The sequence below is a fragment of the Flavobacterium limi genome, from assembly GCF_010645075.1.
GTDB classification, from domain to species: Bacteria; Bacteroidota; Bacteroidia; order Flavobacteriales; family Flavobacteriaceae; genus Flavobacterium; species Flavobacterium limi.
This window is the reverse complement of the sequence record NZ_JAADZV010000001.1, coordinates 806,224-824,606: the sequence shown is the minus strand read 5'-3', so window position 1 is coordinate 824,606 and position 18,383 is coordinate 806,224. Positions and strand designations below refer to the sequence as shown.

The window sequence follows — 18,383 nt, the reverse complement described above, 5'->3', positions numbered from 1 at the left end:
TTTATGATTAATGCTTTTATTCGTACTATCTGAAATAAAATAAAATCCTTATAAAATTAAAAATTAAGATTTTTAACTAAATATATTAATTACAAAGCGTTTTTTCGTTGTGCTTTCCACCATCTTTCAGGCAATTCCTGATTACAAGCAGATAAATACTCATCATAGGAACAAGGTAACAACGTATTTCTTTTCAACTTATTGTTTCCATTTGACAAAAAAGGAATTTCAATCCACCATCGATCTGTTTTATCACTTTTGTAAAAAATCAACTCCTCTTCTTCAAGTGGAACAATATATTTTAAATAATTTGTTCTGCTTCCAAAAGGATACTCTTTAGAACGATAATGATAGCCTTCAACAAAATACCAGATCATCTGAGCAATTATAGCCGATTCATGTAAAGTACTATTATGATTAAAAATTCCAAAAGATGAAACTTTATCACTAATACCTGCATAGCGCGACAAAGAACAAATCTCTTTTCCGTTAAAACCATTCGGTTCAAAAGAAACCATATTTCCTGAATCTGATGACTTTACCGAATTTAAGTCGATGCTAACTAAATCAGCGTCCCTAAAAACAGGTTCAGCCAAAGCTATATTGTTTGAAATTTCACCTAATCGATAAGCATCAAAAAATAACTTTTCAATCAAATCAATTTCTTCCTGAGAATTATAATAGGTTTGATAACCTATATTACAATAGTTAAAAAGATTATTAGGCTCATCAATTATGATTTTTGTCAAATAAGAATTAGACGAAACTAATTCATTTTCTTTGCCAAAATCAAATCTATTATCTACAGAAACCATATTGACCATTTGCTCTAAGTCATCATAACTACGATATAAAGCATAAGTCAAATCCTGCGAACCTCCTATAACTATCGGAATCACTTTATTTTTTATTAATAACGAAGCTACTTTTTTTAATGCAAAATAAGTATCTTCTACTGAATCACCAGCTAAAATATCGCCTAAATCAGCAATCGAAGCATCCCAATTACCAGGAAACATTCCGTAAAGTTTTTTACGAACAGCTGTCAGGTTAACCTCATTAACAATATCAATATTTCTGCGGTCTTCCAATACTCCAACAATGGCAATATTAATTTTACTTAAATCAGGAAATTGATCCTGAGTGTGCAAAACAATTTTACCACCTAATTCTTGAGAAGATAACGAACTAATAAATTTTAAAATTCCTTCGTTAACCGGTTCCAGAAAATCAAATTCCATTTTTTATTTCTTTTTAGCAGCTGTTTTTTTTGCTGGTGCTTTTTTTGCGGTTGTTGCTTTTTTTACAGGTGTTTTCTTTGCAGGCGTTTTAGCCGCGATCATTTCCTGAACCTGAGCCAACGTCAATTTTGTCGCATCAACATCTTTACTCAATTCAATTTTGATTTTACCTTTTAAAATTACTGAGCGTCCCCATCTTGCTTTTTCAACAACAATTCCTTCTTCTTCCCAATTATGAAGAACCTTATCAATGTTTTTTTGTAATTTATCTTCTATCAGCTCTTCAACGTCAGCCTGAGATAAATTATCAAAATTGTATTTTTTACTGACATTCACAAAAAGACCATTCCATTTTATAAACGGACCAAAGCGCCCTACACCTTTCTGAACTGCTTCACCTTTGTAAACTGCAATTGGCGCATCAGCAAGAGCTTTTTCATCAATTAGCTCCTGAGCCCTTTCTTTTGTAACCGCAAGTGGATCTTCTCCTCTTGGAAGAGAAATAAAAACACTTCCATGACGTACATAAGGCCCGTAACGTCCATTACTCACTTCAACTTCTTCTCCTTTATATTCTCCTAAGTTTTTAGGAAGTAAGAAAAGATTCAAAGCATCTTCTAAAGTAATATTCCCTATATTTTGATCTGCCATTAAACTGGCAAATTTTTTATCTTCATCGTCAGCTTCTCCTATTTGAGCCATAGGACCAAACTTCCCTAAACGAACAGACACTTGCCTTCCATCTGCATCTTTTCCAAGAATTCTTTCACCGCTTTCTCTTTCTGCATTTGCCTCAACATCTTTAACATTTGGATGAAACTTATCATAGAATTCCTGCATCATGGTTGCCCAATCAATATTTCCTTCAGCAATTTCATCAAAATCCTGCTCTACTTTTGCAGTGAAATTATAGTCCAGAATATTTCCGAAATTTTTCACTAAGAAATCGGTAACAATGGTCCCTATATCTGTTGGAACTAGTTTCCCTTTATCTGAACCTGTGTTTTCTTTTAGCAATTTTTCTCCAACTTTGCTATTTTGCAAAGTAAGTTGTGTATAGTTACGTTCTTGCCCTTCAAGAGTTCCTTTTTCTACATAATTTCTATTGATGATAGTAGAAATAGTCGGTGCATACGTAGACGGACGTCCGATTCCTAATTCTTCTAATTTTTTCACCAAAGAAGCTTCTGTATACCTTGCTGGCGGTCTTGAATATCTTTCAGTTGCCGTGATGTAATTATTAGCTAACTTTTCATTTACTTTTAATGCAGGTAACATTCCTTCCTGTTCTTCTTCATCGTCATCGTGACCTTCTAAATAAACCTTCAAGAAACCTTCAAAAAGCAATACTTCTCCTGAAGCTGTAAAGATTTCACTATGATTATCGGCCTCTATTTTCACATTTGTTCTTTCAAGCTGTGCATCACTCATTTGCGAAGCTAAAGTTCTTTTCCAGATCAAATCATATAAACGAGCCTGATCACGATCAATATTTACTGAATGACGAGACATATCAGTAGGGCGAATAGCTTCGTGTGCTTCCTGAGCACCTTTATTTTTATTGGCAAAAATTCTCGGTTTAGAGAATTCTTTTCCATAAGACTTTATGATTTCAGCTTCAGCAGCATCCATTGCTTCTTTTGAAAGATTTACCGAGTCCGTTCTCATATAAGTAATAAGTCCCGCTTCGTATAAACGCTGTGCCAGCTGCATGGTGATACCAACCGGCAAATACAATTTTCTTGCTGCTTCCTGCTGAAGCGTAGAAGTTGTAAATGGTGCTGTCGGTGATTTTTTGGTAGGCTTAGTTTCTAAATCTGCTACCTTATATATAGAACCGATATTTTGATTTAAAAAATCTTCGGCTTCTTTTTTAGTGTTGAAATTTTTTGGCAGTTTTGCTTTAAAAGCTTTTCCTGCTTCATTTACGAATTCTGCAACAACAGAATAAGTTGCAACTGCATTAAAGGTTTGGATTTCGCGTTCTCTTTCTACAATTAAACGAACAGAAACAGATTGGACACGTCCGGCAGAAAGCCCTCCTTTAATTTTTCTCCATAGAACCGGAGATAATTCATAACCCACTAAACGATCCAGAACACGACGTGCCTGTTGTGCATTTACTAAATTATAATCAATTTCTCTTGGATTATCTATTGCTTTAAGAATCGCGCTTTTGGTAATCTCGTGAAAAACGATTCTTTTGGTTTTTTTGGTATCCAGTTTTAATTCTTCCGCCAAGTGCCATGAAATAGCCTCCCCCTCGCGGTCCTCATCGCTCGCTAACCAAACCGTTTCGGCATTTTTAGATAGTGTTTTAAGCTTGCTAACCAAGGCTTTTTTATCAGAAGAAACTTCGTATTTAGGTTTAAACCCATTTTCTACATCTACTCCTATTTCCTTGGAAGGTAAGTCGGCTATGTGTCCATAACTTGACTCCACCTGAAAATCGTTCCCGAGAAATTTCTCGATTGTTTTCGCCTTTGCAGGTGACTCCACTATTACTAAATTCTTTGCCATAGTCTATTTTTCTGCAACAAAAGTAGAAGTTTTTTTTAAATATCAACCCTGATAATTCATTTTTGAAGTATTTTGGGATTATGATTCTAAAAATTGAAGATTTATCTGTAAACAGATTAATTATATATATAGGTATAATTTTTAAAGGTTCATAGCCACGAAATGTTCTTTATAACACTAAAGTTCCTAGTCCGGATTGAAGTGAAAAGCCAGGAGTTAAAAAAGCAAAAGTTTCCTGTTTTAAAAAAGCGACCAGCGGAGCTCTTTTTAAACATTAGAAACTTTGCTTTTTTAATGAGGACTTGAAACGGAGAGCCGGAATAGCTCCCTAATAAGTAAAATACAATTTGTAAAATGTAAAATGTATTTGCAAAAAAATGTTACCAAACGATTCTGAAAACATTGTTAATTCTTTATCTGACATCTTGTCATATTCATGATATTTGCGCTATCTTTGCACTTTGAATTTTTATAATGGAAAAGATTATTGAAGAAAGCAAGCAGGGCGAAAGTCTTGTTTTGAAAAATAAACCTGAGAATACTAAAAAACTATTTATAGAAAGTTACGGCTGTGCGATGAATTTTTCGGACAGCGAGGTCGTAGCTTCCATTTTGTCTGATGGCGGATATAACACAACTTCCGTTTTAGAAGAAGCTGATTTGGTTTTGGTTAATACCTGCTCAATTCGTGACAAAGCCGAGCAAACCATACGTAAACGTCTTGAAAAATACAACGCCGTGAAACGTACCAACCCGAAAATGAAAGTGGGCGTTTTAGGCTGTATGGCAGAACGTTTAAAAAGCCAGTTTCTGGAAGAAGAAAAAATCGTTGATCTTGTCGTTGGTCCGGATGCTTATAAAGATCTTCCGAATTTGTTAGCGGAAGTTGAAGAAGGCCGCGACGCCATTAATGTAATTTTATCAAAAGAAGAAACCTACGGAGATATTTCGCCAGTTCGTTTGATGAGTAATGGAATCACAGCTTTGGTTTCGATTACGCGAGGATGTGACAATATGTGCACATTTTGCGTTGTGCCGTTTACGCGCGGACGTGAGCGAAGCCGTGAACCGCAAAGTATTATGGCTGAAATTCAGGATTTGTGGAATAAAGGTTTTAAAGAAATTACACTTCTTGGACAAAACGTAGACAGTTATCTGTGGTACGGCGGAGGTTTGAAAAAAGATTTCGTAAATGCTTCTGAAATGCAGAAAGCAACTGCTGTCGATTTTGATCAATTGCTTGAAATGGTTGCGGTTGGTTTTCCAAAAATGCGCATTCGTTTTTCCACTTCTAATCCGCAGGATATGCATGAAAGTATTTTGCATGTTATGGCAAAATATCCAAACATTTGTAAACACATTCATTTACCGGTTCAGTCCGGAAGCAACAGAATTTTAAAAGAAATGAATCGTTTGCATTCCCGTGAAGAATACATGACTTTGATTGATAAAATTAGAACAATTGTTCCGGATGCTTCGATTTCGCAGGATATGATTGCCGGCTTCCCAACAGAAACTGAACAAGATCATCAGGATACTATGAGTTTAATGGAATATGTAAAATATAATTTCGGTTATATGTATTCGTATTCTGAACGCCCGGGAACTCTGGCGGGAAGAAAAATGAAAGATGATGTTGAAGAAGAAACTAAAGCCCGAAGATTACAGGAAATTGTTGATTTACAACAAAAACATGCCTGGTTTAGAAGCGAGGAATTTGTGAGCAAAACCGTTGAAGTTTTAGTGGAGAAAGTTTCTAAAAAATCAAAAGAAGAATTCTCCGGAAGAAATTCTCAGAGTATTACAGTGGTTTTCCCTAAAGAGAATTATAAAATTGGGGATTTTGTGAATGTAAAAATTACAAGCTGTACAAGCGGAACCTTAAAAGGCGAAGCTGTTGGGTTGAGTGAAATGAATTAAAATTGTTTGAATCTTCAGGTTTTAAGTTTCAGGTTATTTCTGTAACTTCAAATCAGAAACAAAAAAATACAAGCCAATAAGTTTAAAGTTCAAGTTCAGACCTGAAACCTTAAACAAATAACAACTTGAAACAAAATACAAATGGAATCAGTTCAGGCAATAAAACAACGATTTGAAATTATTGGGAATGACCCAAAATTAAACCGTGCGATAGAAAAGTCAATTCAGGTGGCTCCGACTGATATTTCGGTTATGGTAACCGGGGAAAGTGGTGTTGGTAAAGAAAATATTCCAAGGATTATACATTCGCTTTCACACAGAAAGCACGGAAAATATATTGCAGTAAACTGTGGAGCGATTCCGGAAGGAACAATTGATAGTGAACTTTTCGGACACGAAAAAGGAGCTTTTACCGGCGCAACAAATACACGTGAAGGTTATTTTGAAGTGGCTGACGGAGGAACTATTTTTCTGGACGAAGTTGGAGAATTACCTTTAACAACACAGGTTCGTTTGCTGCGTGTACTTGAAAATGGAGAATTTATAAAAGTAGGTTCTTCACAGGTTCAGAAAACCAATGTGAGAATTGTCGCTGCAACGAATGTCAATTTATTTAATGCAATTGAAAAAGGGAAATTCCGTGAAGATTTGTATTATCGTTTAAGCACAGTCGAAATCACTTTGCCGCCTTTACGTGAAAGAAACGATGACATTCATTTGTTGTTCCGGAAGTTTGTAGCTGATTTTGCGCATAAATACAAAATGCCCCCATTGAAACTGGATGATAATGCGGTGCAGCTTTTACAAAAATTCAGATGGAGCGGTAATATTCGTCAATTACGAAATGTGGCAGAACAAATTTCCGTATTGGAGACTAACCGGGATATTTCATTAGCAACTTTACAATCGTATTTGCCTGCCGAAGGAAGCAATCTGCCTTCTGTAATCAGCGACAGCAAAAAAGAAAGTGATTTCAGTACCGAAAGAGACATATTATATAAAGTGCTTTTTGATATGAAAAGCGACCTGAATGATTTGAAAAAACTCACTTTGGAACTGATGAAAAATGGTTCATCAAAAGTGCAGGACATTAATCCAAATTTAATTCAGAAAATATACGGTTCACAAGTAAATGACAGCGAAATCGATTTTGAAGAACAGCCAGGAACTGCAGTAATGACACCCACAACCCATGAAGATAATTACCATCTACAAGATGACAATAATTATCTGGATGCTGAAACGATTGAAGAAGAGGAGATTTTACGTTTAGAACAAAAAGAAATCGAAATGATCAAAAAATCATTAGAAAAAAACAAAGGAAAACGTAAAGCTGCTGCTGATGAATTAGGCATTTCAGAAAGAACTTTGTACCGAAAAATCAAACAATTCGATTTATAGTTTACAAAAACTTACGACATAAAATAAATATCTTTGTCAAAATTATACCTGTGACAATTTTTAAATTTAAAAATGAAAAACTTAAAGTACATTTTAATTCTGTTAATAACTACAACTTTCAGCGGATGTGGTATTTATAATTTTACTGGAGCTACTCCAATTGATGCCGACACATTTCAGGTAAACTTTTTTCAGAATAATGCTGATTTGATTGAGCCGGGAATCGACAGGGAGTTTACATTAACTTTGCAGGATTTGATTATGAATCAAACCAATTTAAATTTGGTAACTGCAAATGGCGATTTACTTTATGAGGGTGAAATTATAGATTATCGAATTACTCCAATGACTGCAACAGCTGTAACTACAAATGGTGACGCAGCAGCTTCTCAAAATCGTTTAACAATTCGTGTAAATGTTCGTTTTTCAAATAAAAAGAAAGAAACTGACGATTTTGAAAAAACATTCGAATTTTATCATGATTATCCAGCTCAATCCCAGCTTGTTGGAAGTGTTTTAAATGAAGCTCTTAAAACTATTTTTGAAAGAATCACACAAGACATCTTTAATGAGTCATTAGCAAAATGGTAATTTTTAGGCTCAATTGTTAAGACAATCGACCAAACAAAACTATTATAATAAAAAAAATAATTAAATAATAAATAATGAACGTAACTAATTATACTTACCTAATTAACAAACCTGATGCTATTACAGAAAAGCAGACAGAAGCATTAGGTAGTGTTTTGATCGAATTTCCTTACTTTCAAAGTGCACGTGCATTGCGATTAAAAGGGCTATACAATCAAAACAGTTTTAAGTATAATTATGCTTTAAAAGTTACAGCTGCGCACACATCAGATCGTTCGGTTTTGTTTGATTTTATTACTTCTGAAACTTTTACTTCTATCCAGGGCGAATATTATGACCGCAAACTTAGAGACCTGTTAAACATAACAGTCCTTGACAGCGAAATTGTATTGGCAGAAGAAAAGAAAAAACAGGCAGAAGTTCGGGTTGATCCTATCGAAAAGTCTATCTTAGATTCGATTAAGGAAGCTACAAATGCAACTACTTTTGAGGCAATTGTAAAAATTGAAGAAAATCCAATTGAGTCAGTTTCTGAGCAATCTATTTTAGATTCGTTTATAGAAGTCACAAACGTTACTTTTGAAGAACCTGCAGAAACTGAAGAAAAACCAATCGAGCCACTTTCTGAGCAATCCATTTTAAATTCTTTTAAAGAAGTAACAGAAACTACTTTTGAAGAACCTCTAAAAATTGAAGATAATCCAATTGATTCCATTACTAATCAACCGACATTAGATTCTTTTCAGAAAGTAAGTCCAACTATTGAAGAAACGCCTGTCATTGAACCATTACCTATTAAAGAACCAACAAGAACTTTTTTTGATGAAATTGTAGAGGATGAAATAGAAGATGGTAAAACCGAAGAGAATAAAATTCCTGAGGTAAGGGTTGAACCAATTGAAGAGTCAATATATACTTCATTACAGGAAGCCGCAACAGTTGTTTTTGAAGAAGTGCCTGAAATTGAAGAACGAAAAGAAACTGAGGTTCTACAAACAGTAAAAACTGCCGAAGAAAATCTGGAAATAGGAAAGCCACTGGATTTTTCATTCAATGAGAAACATTCTTTTCAGGAATGGCTGCAATTAGCAAAACCTGAGCCAATTGACCGGACAAAAGCAGTAAGTAAAGAAACAAAAGTTGAAAACATAGTCGAAAATGATATGATTGACGAAGAGAAAAAGAAAAAAGCAGAAATAATCGATAAATTCATCGAAACAAACCCCAAAATTTCTCCTATAAAACAAACAGCAATAAATCCTGCAGTACAACCCGACGCCAGCAAAGAAGATAATTCATACCTAATGACAGAGACGTTAGCCAGAGTATATTTGGAACAAAAAAAATATACAAAAGCAATACAAGCATATGAAATATTAATTTTGAAATATCCAGAAAAAATTACTTTCTTTGCAGACCGCATATCGGACATAAAGATTTTACAACAAAATAACAATAACAATAATTAAGGCAATGAGCACATTTTCAATTTTTTTAGTTTTAATCACAATAGTTTGTTTTCTATTGATCGTAGTAATCATGGTTCAGAACCCTAAAGGTGGAGGATTGTCATCTACTATCAGCGGAACTCAAATGTTAGGCGGAGTACAAAAAACCACAGACTTTTTAGACAAAAGTACCTGGACGTTAGCTACTATTCTGATTGCTTTAATTTTGCTTTCAAGTTTAAGCTTTACAGGATCATTAAGTGATACCGACTCTAAAATTATTGAAAAAACTGAAGCACCTGCAGCAACAACACCAGCTGCTCCTGTTCAGGGAACTCCGGCTCCGGCTACTCCTGCAGCTAAATAATAATTTTGAAATAAAAAGATAAATGCCAGCCTGTCAAAGCTGGCATTTTTTTTAGGAAAAAATGTCAGTTTTATAAGCATGGCATAATTTCTGAAAGTTAATAGAGCATTAAAAAACGTATAACTATAATAATATAAAATCATGGCCTTAAACATTAAACCGCTTTCAGATCGCGTACTTATCGAGCCAGTTGCAGCCGAAACTAAAACTGCATCAGGAATCTTTATTCCGGACACTGCCAAAGAAAAACCACAAAAAGGAACCGTAGTGGCAGTAGGAAACGGATCTAAAGATCACACTATGACCGTTAAAGTTGGTGATACTGTCCTTTATGGTAAATATGCAGGAACAGAATTAAAACTGGAAGGAACTGATTATTTGATCATGCGTGAAGATGATATCTTAGCGATAATCTAAAAAACAATACGTATTAAGTTCTCAGTATTAAGAATTAAGACTAATGTAACTTGAAACAAATAAAACTTTAAACAAAAAATTAAAAATGGCAAAAGATATAAAATTTGATATTGAAGCACGTGACGGATTAAAACGCGGTGTTGATGCATTAGCAAATGCTGTAAAAGTAACCCTGGGACCAAAAGGTCGTAATGTAATTATCGGGAAATCATTTGGTGGGCCAACAGTTACTAAAGATGGTGTTTCTGTTGCAAAAGAAATCGAATTAAAAGACGCATTAGAAAATATGGGTGCGCAAATGGTTAAAGAAGTTGCTTCTAAAACCAATGATTTAGCGGGAGACGGAACTACAACTGCTACAGTTTTAGCTCAGGCTATCGTAAAAGAAGGTTTAAAAAACGTTGCTGCCGGTGCAAATCCAATGGACTTGAAACGCGGTATTGACAAAGCTGTTGAAGCTATTGTCGCTGATTTAGCTAAACAAGCTAAAGTAGTCGGAAGTGATTCTGACAAAATCAAACAAATTGCAGCTATCTCTGCAAACAATGATGAAGTTATTGGTGAACTAATCGCTACTGCTTTCGCTAAAGTGGGAAAAGAAGGTGTTATTACTGTTGAAGAAGCTAAAGGAACTGATACTTTCGTTGATGTTGTTGAAGGAATGCAGTTTGACAGAGGATACCTTTCTCCTTACTTCGTAACAAACCCAGAAAAAATGGAAGTTGAATTAGACTCTCCATACATATTATTATACGACAAAAAAGTATCTTCCTTAAAAGAATTACTTCCGGTTTTAGAACCAGTTGCCCAATCGGGAAAACCATTATTAATTATTGCTGAAGATGTTGACGGAGAAGCTCTTTCTACATTGGTAGTAAACAAATTAAGAGGTGCTCTTAAAATTGCTGCTGTAAAAGCTCCAGGTTTTGGAGACAGAAGAAAAGCAATGTTAGAAGATATCGCAATCTTAACCGGAGGAACTGTAATTTCTGAAGAAAGAGGTTATACTCTTGAAAACACAACTATCGAAATGTTAGGAAACGCAAAAAGAGTTTCTATCGATAAAGATAATACAACTATCGTAAGCGGTGCCGGTGAAGCAGATATCATCAAAAACCGTGTAAACCAAATTAAAGGTCAGATGGAAACCACTACGTCTGATTACGATAAAGAAAAACTACAAGAACGCTTGGCTAAATTAGCCGGAGGTGTTGCTGTTCTTTATGTTGGTGCTGCTTCTGAAGTTGAAATGAAAGAGAAAAAAGACAGAGTTGACGATGCACTACACGCAACCCGCGCTGCTGTCGAAGAAGGAATCGTTGCTGGTGGCGGTGTAGCTTTATTGAGAGCTAAAGCTGCTTTGACTGAATTAAAAGCAGACAATGCTGATGAGGCAACCGGAATTCAAATCGTTTCCCGAGCTGTTGAATCTCCATTGAGAACTATCGTTGAAAACGCTGGTCTTGAAGGTTCTGTAGTAGTTTCTAAGGTAGGTGAAGGTTCTGGTGATTTTGGATACAACGCTAAAACTGATGAATATGTAGACATGCTAACTGCAGGAATTATCGATCCTAAAAAAGTAACTCGTGTAGCTCTTGAAAACGCTGCATCTGTATCCGGGATGATCTTAACTACAGAATGTGCCTTAATTGATATTAAAGAAGAAAATGCCGGAGGCGGAATGCCGATGGGAGGCGGAATGCCGGGAATGATGTAATCGTCTCAACTTCTTACAACTTAAAACGCCACATAGAAATTCTATGTGGCGTTTTACTTTAAACTTTTATCTTTATTGATTAAAAATTTACTAATTAGAAAACCTAGACAATTTAAAACCCGGTTGAAACTGAAACTGATTTCCACTTTTCCAATTCTCCCTGAATACTTGCTATTTTTTGGTTCGCCATATTAAAAGCATCTTCTCCTAAGAATAAATGAAGCGGTGGGTTTTGATCCTGACTAACTTTAATCAAAGCGTCAGCTAATTTTTCAGGATCTCCAGGCTGATTTTCATTAATACTGTCTTTATGAGCGCTTTCAGATTCTCTGACAGCTTTATATTCTGCTATTGGATTTTCAGGCAGCAATAAAGAACTGTCTTTTAAGAAATCAGTTCTAAAATATCCCGGGTAAACCAAGGTTACATTCACCCCAAATTCTTTTACTTCTGCCGACAAAGATTCTGTTAAGCCCGCAACTGCAAATTTGGTAGAACAATAAATCCCCCAACCGGGAAAATTCCCAACATAACCTCCAACAGAAGAAATATTAAAAATATGCCCTGATTTGTTAGCACGCATGTAAGGCATCGTATTTCTGATTACATTCAACAATCCAAAAACGTTTACCTCATAATTTTTCCTTGATTCTTCATCTGTCAATTCCTCCAATGCTCCTAATAAACCGTAACCCGCGTTATTTACCAGAACATCGATGGCCTTAAATTGATTAACAGTAGTTTCAATTGCATTTTTTACACTACTTTCTTTGGTCAAATCCATTTCTAAGGGAAGAAAATTAGGAGAAGTACCTCCAATTGCTTTAATCAAAGCTTCTTTTGTTCTTGATGTCGCAGCTACTTTTTGACCCTGAGCCAATAGTTTCTTTGCCAAAACTAATCCAATTCCTTTTGAAGCTCCTGTAATGAACCATACTTTGTTATTTTCCATGATTTTAAATTTTTTACGTTTTAATTACAGGACAAAGTTATGGTCGAAGTTCATCATAAATATTAACTCAATCAAACCAAAAGTTACAAAAATCAAACAATTTCAGCCATACGATAATTTTTGGGTGAAGTCTGAACGTTTTTCTTAAAAAAATTGATAAAATGAGACAACTCTTCGAAACCTAAACACCAGGCGATTTCGTTAATATTCCAATTGGTCTGCTTAAGTAAAATCATTGCTTCCTGAATAATTCTTTCAGTAATAATTTGAGAAGTGGTTTTTCCGGTGGTTTCTTTCAAAGCTTTATTAAGATGGTTCACGTGCACATTTAACTGACTTGCAAATTCAGATGGAGATCTGAAATTAATTTGCTGAGATATGGATTCAACAGGAAACTGTCGCTCTAACAATTCTAAAAACAACGAAGAAATCCGGATTGTAGCATTCGATTTACTATATAATGAAGCAGTTACAGTTTGTGTTTTCAGCGCAAGATGAATAATTTCGAAAACAAGGTTTCTGAGTATATCATATTTAAAAGCATAATCTGAATTTATTTCGTCAAACATTCTTAAATAGACATTTTTTAAGGACTCCGCTAATTCTTCTGAAATCGGAACAACAGGATTTCCGCCCGGCTGAAAGAGAGGGTAATCTTTTAAATTGCCAAACTGACTAAAAAAAGCATCTGTAAAAATACAGAAGAACCCGGTTTGCTTTTCGTCTAAGTGTTCCCAGCTATATGGGATTTGCGGATTTGCAAAAAATAAAGCCTGATCTTCTATCTCAACAATTTTATCCGCATAGTGGACTTTATTTTTGCCAATAATCAAACTTATCTTAAAGAAATCTTTTCTGGTATACGGTAATGGATTACAAGTTGTTCCAACATAATCATCGAGTTTAAATACATTAAAATGTCCGATTTCTTTTTTAAGGTTTTCGGGCATTCCTTTTATTTTAACGGTATAAAAATCTTCTAAGGTTTCTGTGAGTTTCATTTAGTAAAGTTACAAAAATCAAATTATTAATTAGACAATTTGAAAATGTGCTAATTAGAAAATCAATTGACAATTTATAATTATTAAGAAACTACTTTATACGTCGGATCTTCAATCACATTTACATTAATAACTGCCTCGGCGTTTTTCAATAATTGTCTGCAGTCTTCACTCAGATGTTTTAATTCAACTACTTTATTTAATTGATTGTATTTTTGGGTCAGATTATTTAAAGCTTCAATTGCTGACATGTCAGAAACACGGCTTTCTTTAAAATCAATTATAATATGATTAGGATCGTTTTGAATATCAAATTTTTCGATAAAAGCAGTTGTAGAACCAAAAAATAAAGGCCCATAAATCTGATAATGTTTTATGCCGTTTTCATCAATAAAATGTCTTGCACGGATTCTTTTAGCACTTTCCCAGGCAAAAACCAAAGCTGAGATAATTACTCCAATTAAAACCGCTAAAGCCAGATTATGCAGTACAATTGTGATTAAGGCAACTAAAATTCCAACAAAAATATCGTGTTTTGGCATTTTATTAATGATTTTGAAACTCGCCCATTCAAAAGTGGTAATTGCAACCATCATCATTACCCCAACCAGAGCTGCCATTGGCAATTTCCCGATTACAGGTGCACCAAAAAGTATGATTATTAAAATCGTTAAAGCACCAATAATTCCTGAAAGTCTTGCTCTTGAACCTGCGCCAAGATTTACTAAAGTCTGTGCAATCATCGGACACCCTCCCATTCCGTAAAAAAAGCCGTTTAAGATATTTGAACTTCCCTGCGCAATACATTCTCGATTGCTGTTTCCTCTTGTTCCGGTAATTTCATCGACCAAATTTAGTGTCAGCAAACCTTCAGTTAAGCCTACTGCCGCCACAATTACGGAATACGGAAATATCACTTTTAGAGTCTCAAAAGAAATGGGAATATTTGGAATGTGAAAAGGAGGAAATCCGCCCTGAACGGATGCTATATCTTCTACCGTTTTGGTTTCGATATTAAACACAATTACCAGAGCAAATACAATCATAATGGCAACCAAAGATGCCGGAACAGCTTTTGTAATTTTAGGAAAAAGCAAAACAATGCTGATTGTTAAAGCCACCAAACTTAACATAATATATAACGGAGTACCCTGCAACCATGAAACCTGACCGTTTACAACTGTTTTGAATTGTTCTAACTGCGACATAAAAATCACAACTGCAAGACCATTTACAAAGCCAAACATAACGGGCTGCGGAACTAATCTGATAAATTTACCGAGTTTAAAAAGTCCGATGCAGATTTGCACAACTCCGCCCAACGCGACGGCTGCAAAAACATATTCTATTCCGTGGGATTTCATCAAAGCTATTAAAACAATCACGGTTGCTCCTGCCCCGCCGGAAATCATTCCTGATCTTCCTCCAAATATTGCCGTAACCAATCCAGCAATAAAAGCGGCATACAACCCGACTAAAGGTGGAAATCCGGCTAAAATTGCAAACGACAACGATTCCGGAATCATTGTCATAGCTACCGTTAAACCTGCTAAAATTTCATTTTTATAATTGACCTTTTGAGAAAAATCGAAGAGTTGGAAAGCTTTTTTCATAAGGTACAAATTTAGAAAAATAATGTGCATAAAATGAATAAAACCTTTCTCTACAAAAAAAGAAACTTCAGTACTTATAACTGCTCCAAGAACAGCATTATACATGAAAAAATAAAACTTATCATATTTTATTCTAAAGGAACACAAACATATCCCAGATGAGTAACATATTCTACAATATTTTCAGGTTTCAGTTCATCACCTTCAACCCTCAATATTTTATCGCAGTCTTCTAAATCAAAATTGATTTTATAAGCAGGAAATTGAGTCTGAATACCATTTATAATATGATTTTTATCTGCCTCTTCCTGAACATTTGTCCTAAAAATTTCAACTACCATAATTATTAATTTAAATTAAAATAGATTGTATGAAATTCCAAATCTAAAATACCCCTGAGTATCTTCTTTCTGATCATAAACATATCGATTGGTTCGCTCACCTTTTTCGGTAATTCGGGTGGTCAGCACATGATTAACACCGCCTTTTACAAATGCAATTATTTTGCGTGAAAAACTATATTCATATGTAATTCCGGATTTTAATTCCAGTTGATTAAGTTCATAAACGTCTTTCAAATTGGCAGTATTTAAATTGAGATAAAAATTTTCAGAATTTAATTCTGTTCCCATAGAAATTCTTCCATTTTCGAGCAATTCTCTTCTAAACAAAATTCGCTGTGGCAGAACAAAATCCATATCCCATTTTGAATTTTTAAACTTATGATTCAGTGAAAAAAGTGGTGTAACCGGAATTATTGATGAAGGATCCAATAATGCCAAAGCTCCTGCGGTAATTGTTGTAGAAGAGTTTTTTTTAAGCACAAAAACTACCGAAAAAAAACCTTTTAAACGCTGGAAATCATTCTCGTCCCCATCAACAGTTGCTGTTGCATTATAAATAACCGGTTTGTAAAAAAGAAAAGACATATAGGTTGCGCTTACTGCTCCGGCCCAATATTGGGTATTTTTATTTTCTCGAGAATAAATTTGACTTGTATTATAATTGTAAATTTCTCCAAAATCATAACTTTCATATTTGTATCGCAGTGAAGTTGTCAAAACAAACTGTTTGGATTTTGAAGCATAAAAAGGCAAATTAAAAGCTGCTTTAAACCGATTATGATTTTCAATTCTGCCTCTTTCAAATTTATTTCCCAATAATTCAGAATCATAATCTGAAGGTCCTAATTGCTCGTATTGAATATCAAAAGTTCTTGTAGCTGGAAATTTGTCAATTATAGCTTTACCAAATGTTTTCATATCCGGTTTTTTTTCCTGAGCTATGGTTTGTAAAGATGTAAATACAACGATTAACGAAATGATTTTTGATTTCATAAACTTGAAATACTGTTTTTATAATGATTATATCCTGTTCAAAAATAATTTAGAGATTCTGATTATAATAACAATTTTATACCAGTGGCGTATGATTTATACGAATGGCGTTTGTATAATTTATCTCTCACTAACAACTATAACCTATACTATTATATTATTTTTGCCGCTATGACAATTGCAAAAATCTACCAGAACTTTTTTCTACGCAACCTTATCGTAAACACGCTTGTATATTTGATTATCCTGGCTTGTGTGTACGATGAAATAAAACTGGACGGACATGACTGGCCTTATATTCTCAGCAAAATTGCTGTTGGTTATTTCCCCACTATCGTTTGGGTTACCTGTTTTAATCTTTTTATAATCAAACCCTTTTTATTCCGTAAAAAATTTAAACTTTTTTCTATACTTATGGTAGTCTACTGGACTGGTTTTTACTATTGTATGGCCTGGTTTTTTCCCGAAGTTGGATTAGGAAATTTAAAGACACTGCAAATATTGTCACTCATTATAAATGGAACTTTCTTTTACTTTGTACATATTTTTATTACCAAAAAAATTATACAAACAGATAAAGATATAATGAATTTCAAGTCTGAACTTTTGTTTTTGAAGCAGCAATTGAATCCACATTTTTTACTGAATGCTATGAATAACCTTTACGGGGAAGCATTAGCAGAACCGGATAAAGTTCCTGACCGGATACTGAATCTTTCTGACATGCTTCGGTATCAGATTGAAGCTACCAAAAAAGATTATGTTTTAATTGAAGAAGAAATAGCCTTTGTTAAAAAATATATTGAATATTATACCTTTAGAAACGAAAGACTGTGTGTCATTCAAAACATTGAAGGTGTTTATAATCTGACCGAGATTCCGCCATTGTTCTTTTTGCCTTTAGTAGAAAATGCTGTTAAATTCTCTGCCGAAACCCAGGAGCCTTTTATTCATCTGGATTTAAAATTAAATTGCCGAAATTTGACTTTTACTCTAAAAAACAATTTTCTCGTTTCAGGTTCACGACTTTCGGGTACGGGAATTGGAATCGAAAACCTTAAAAGACGATTAGAAGTTTATGGCTTAAAACACGTCTTAAGCTGTAAAAAAGAAAAAGATACCTTTATCGTAAAATTAAGCATATGGAATTTACCTACCGTTGTCTGATTATTGACGATGAATCTCCTGCACATAAGGCGCTCTCCTCGCATATTGCAAAATTTGACGATCTGGAACATTCCGGAAGCGCTTTTAGCGGAATGGAAGCTCTTAAAATGCTCAACGAAAACAAATACGATATTATTTTCCTTGATATTAATATGCCGGTAATTTCGGGTGTAGAATTAATGGAATTGCAACCCAACCGCCCACTTACAATTGTCACCACGGCTTATTCTGATTTTGCGCTTTCAGCGTATCAAAATGATGCTATAGATTATCTGATGAAACCTATTTCCTTCGAAAAATTCTCTAAAGCAATTGAAAAGGCTAAAATTTATTTCTCAGGAAACAACATAAAGAAAGAAAACACCTCCAACGGAAAAGTACTTTCTCATCGTGTAAACGGCCAAATGACCAATATTCTTTTGAGCGATATTATTTACATCGAAAGTCTGGGCAACTATATGAAACTTTACAGTTCCGGACATAGCCTCCCAATGATTATTTACGGATCTCTGGCAAGCATAGCCGCAGAAATAGATTGCACTGATTTCCTTCAGGTACATCGTTCTTACATTGTAAATGTGAGCAAAATTACCTCTGTTACTTTTAAAAATCTGACACTATGCAACAATGAAATTATCCCTGTCGGAAGAAAGTATCAGATTTTATTGGATAGTTTTTTTAAGTAAATTTT

16 protein-coding genes are annotated in these 18,383 nt (G+C 34.5%); 9 read left to right on the top strand and 7 right to left on the bottom strand.

What is annotated here, in order from left to right; translation table 11 throughout:
* Nucleotides 1–89: 89 nt before the first annotated feature.
* Together GXM16_RS03625 and topA are read right to left on the bottom strand one after the other, a co-directional pair.
* On the bottom strand, nt 90–1,241 hold the full coding sequence (locus GXM16_RS03625; RefSeq protein WP_163392805.1) for a formimidoylglutamase: 1,152 nt from the start codon (nt 1,239–1,241) through the stop codon (nt 90–92).
* 3 nt (nt 1,242–1,244) lie between these two features.
* Nucleotides 1,245–3,761: a type I DNA topoisomerase gene (gene topA / locus GXM16_RS03620; protein ID WP_163392803.1), complete on the bottom strand. Its 2,517-nt coding sequence runs from the start codon at nt 3,759–3,761 to the stop codon at nt 1,245–1,247.
* 474 nt (nt 3,762–4,235) lie between these two features.
* Between topA and miaB the strand changes: the two genes are divergently transcribed.
* The 7 genes from miaB to groL all read left to right on the top strand — a co-directional run bounded on the left by miaB (nt 4,236) and on the right by groL (nt 11,622).
* Nucleotides 4,236–5,681, top strand: coding sequence for a tRNA (N6-isopentenyl adenosine(37)-C2)-methylthiotransferase MiaB (gene miaB, locus GXM16_RS03615; protein WP_163392801.1), 1,446 nt, complete (start codon nt 4,236–4,238; stop codon nt 5,679–5,681).
* A gap of 141 nt (nt 5,682–5,822) precedes the next feature.
* Nucleotides 5,823–7,082, top strand: a complete 1,260-nt coding sequence (locus tag GXM16_RS03610; RefSeq protein ID WP_163392799.1) for a sigma-54 interaction domain-containing protein — start codon at nt 5,823–5,825, stop codon at nt 7,080–7,082.
* A 72-nt stretch (nt 7,083–7,154) separates the two neighbouring features.
* Nucleotides 7,155–7,673 carry an LptE family protein gene (locus tag GXM16_RS03605; protein ID WP_163392797.1) on the top strand — a complete coding sequence of 173 codons (519 nt, stop codon included), beginning with the start codon at nt 7,155–7,157 and terminating at the stop codon, nt 7,671–7,673.
* Between the two features lie 74 nt (nt 7,674–7,747).
* Complete coding sequence (locus GXM16_RS03600) at nt 7,748–9,142, top strand: tetratricopeptide repeat protein (RefSeq protein WP_163392795.1); 1,395 nt, start codon at nt 7,748–7,750, stop codon at nt 9,140–9,142.
* Between the two features lie 4 nt (nt 9,143–9,146).
* A complete protein-coding gene (secG, locus tag GXM16_RS03595) occupies nt 9,147–9,488 on the top strand; it encodes a preprotein translocase subunit SecG (protein ID WP_163392793.1) in 342 nt (113 codons plus the stop codon).
* Between the two features lie 141 nt (nt 9,489–9,629).
* Complete coding sequence (locus GXM16_RS03590; protein WP_012023920.1) at nt 9,630–9,905, top strand: co-chaperone GroES; 276 nt, start codon at nt 9,630–9,632, stop codon at nt 9,903–9,905.
* 85 nt (nt 9,906–9,990) lie between these two features.
* Nucleotides 9,991–11,622, top strand: coding sequence for a chaperonin GroEL (gene groL, locus GXM16_RS03585; RefSeq protein ID WP_163392790.1), 1,632 nt, complete (start codon nt 9,991–9,993; stop codon nt 11,620–11,622).
* A gap of 112 nt (nt 11,623–11,734) precedes the next feature.
* Here groL and GXM16_RS03580 read toward each other — a convergent pair whose 3' ends face one another.
* The 5 genes from GXM16_RS03580 to GXM16_RS03560 all read right to left on the bottom strand — a co-directional run bounded on the left by GXM16_RS03580 (nt 11,735) and on the right by GXM16_RS03560 (nt 16,525).
* The gene (locus GXM16_RS03580; protein WP_163392788.1) at nt 11,735–12,574 is read right to left on the bottom strand and encodes an oxidoreductase; all 840 of its coding nucleotides are present in this window, start codon (nt 12,572–12,574) and stop codon (nt 11,735–11,737) included.
* A 92-nt stretch (nt 12,575–12,666) separates the two neighbouring features.
* Nucleotides 12,667–13,575 (bottom strand): helix-turn-helix domain-containing protein, encoded by a 909-nt coding sequence (locus GXM16_RS03575; protein WP_163392786.1) that lies wholly within the window; start codon nt 13,573–13,575, stop codon nt 12,667–12,669.
* Nucleotides 13,576–13,658: 83 nt separating this feature from the next.
* Complete coding sequence (locus tag GXM16_RS03570; RefSeq protein WP_163392784.1) at nt 13,659–15,188, bottom strand: SulP family inorganic anion transporter; 1,530 nt, start codon at nt 15,186–15,188, stop codon at nt 13,659–13,661.
* 128 nt (nt 15,189–15,316) lie between these two features.
* Nucleotides 15,317–15,529: a hypothetical protein gene (locus tag GXM16_RS03565; RefSeq protein ID WP_163392782.1), complete on the bottom strand. Its 213-nt coding sequence runs from the start codon at nt 15,527–15,529 to the stop codon at nt 15,317–15,319.
* A gap of 15 nt (nt 15,530–15,544) precedes the next feature.
* Complete coding sequence (locus tag GXM16_RS03560) at nt 15,545–16,525, bottom strand: hypothetical protein (RefSeq protein WP_163392780.1); 981 nt, start codon at nt 16,523–16,525, stop codon at nt 15,545–15,547.
* A 171-nt stretch (nt 16,526–16,696) separates the two neighbouring features.
* Between GXM16_RS03560 and GXM16_RS03555 the strand changes: the two genes are divergently transcribed.
* Together GXM16_RS03555 and GXM16_RS03550 are read left to right on the top strand one after the other, a co-directional pair.
* Nucleotides 16,697–17,692 carry a sensor histidine kinase gene (locus GXM16_RS03555; RefSeq protein ID WP_163392778.1) on the top strand — a complete coding sequence of 332 codons (996 nt, stop codon included), beginning with the start codon at nt 16,697–16,699 and terminating at the stop codon, nt 17,690–17,692.
* Nucleotides 17,668–18,378 carry a LytR/AlgR family response regulator transcription factor gene (locus GXM16_RS03550; RefSeq protein WP_163392776.1) on the top strand — a complete coding sequence of 237 codons (711 nt, stop codon included), beginning with the start codon at nt 17,668–17,670 and terminating at the stop codon, nt 18,376–18,378. The genes GXM16_RS03555 and GXM16_RS03550 overlap by 25 nt, the downstream gene beginning before the upstream one ends.
* Nucleotides 18,379–18,383: the final 5 nt, after the last annotated feature.